At 43.5% G+C, this 299-nt stretch carries 1 pseudogene; it reads right to left on the reverse strand.

What is annotated here, in order from left to right:
* Positions 1–299 (reverse strand): annotated as a pseudogene (locus UYC_RS35220) (hypothetical protein); the annotation flags it as partial.

Genomic DNA, 299 nt, shown 5'->3' on the forward strand with positions numbered 1-299 from the left:
CGCCTGCCAACTCATTCTTTCAATTTCAAATTCTGCAACCAGCATTTGATAAACTTTATCTTTCCAAACATGACCACGGCAGTCTAGCTCAATAAATCTGGTGATATAGTCGATTTTGGGAATATGGCTTAAGTGGACAGTCAGCCTATCGTACTGCGCTGCGATAAACTGTTTTACCGACGCATCACGATCGAGCAGCGTCCCATCTAAATCAAAAAAAACTGCCTTCACCATTGGTTCAACCAATACCCGATCATCTCGAAATAATTCCCAAACCCAACCACCCTTGATGCGATCGC

The sequence above is a fragment of the Chlorogloeopsis fritschii PCC 6912 genome (genome assembly GCF_000317285.1).
Lineage (GTDB): Bacteria > Cyanobacteriota > Cyanobacteriia > Cyanobacteriales > Nostocaceae > Chlorogloeopsis > Chlorogloeopsis fritschii.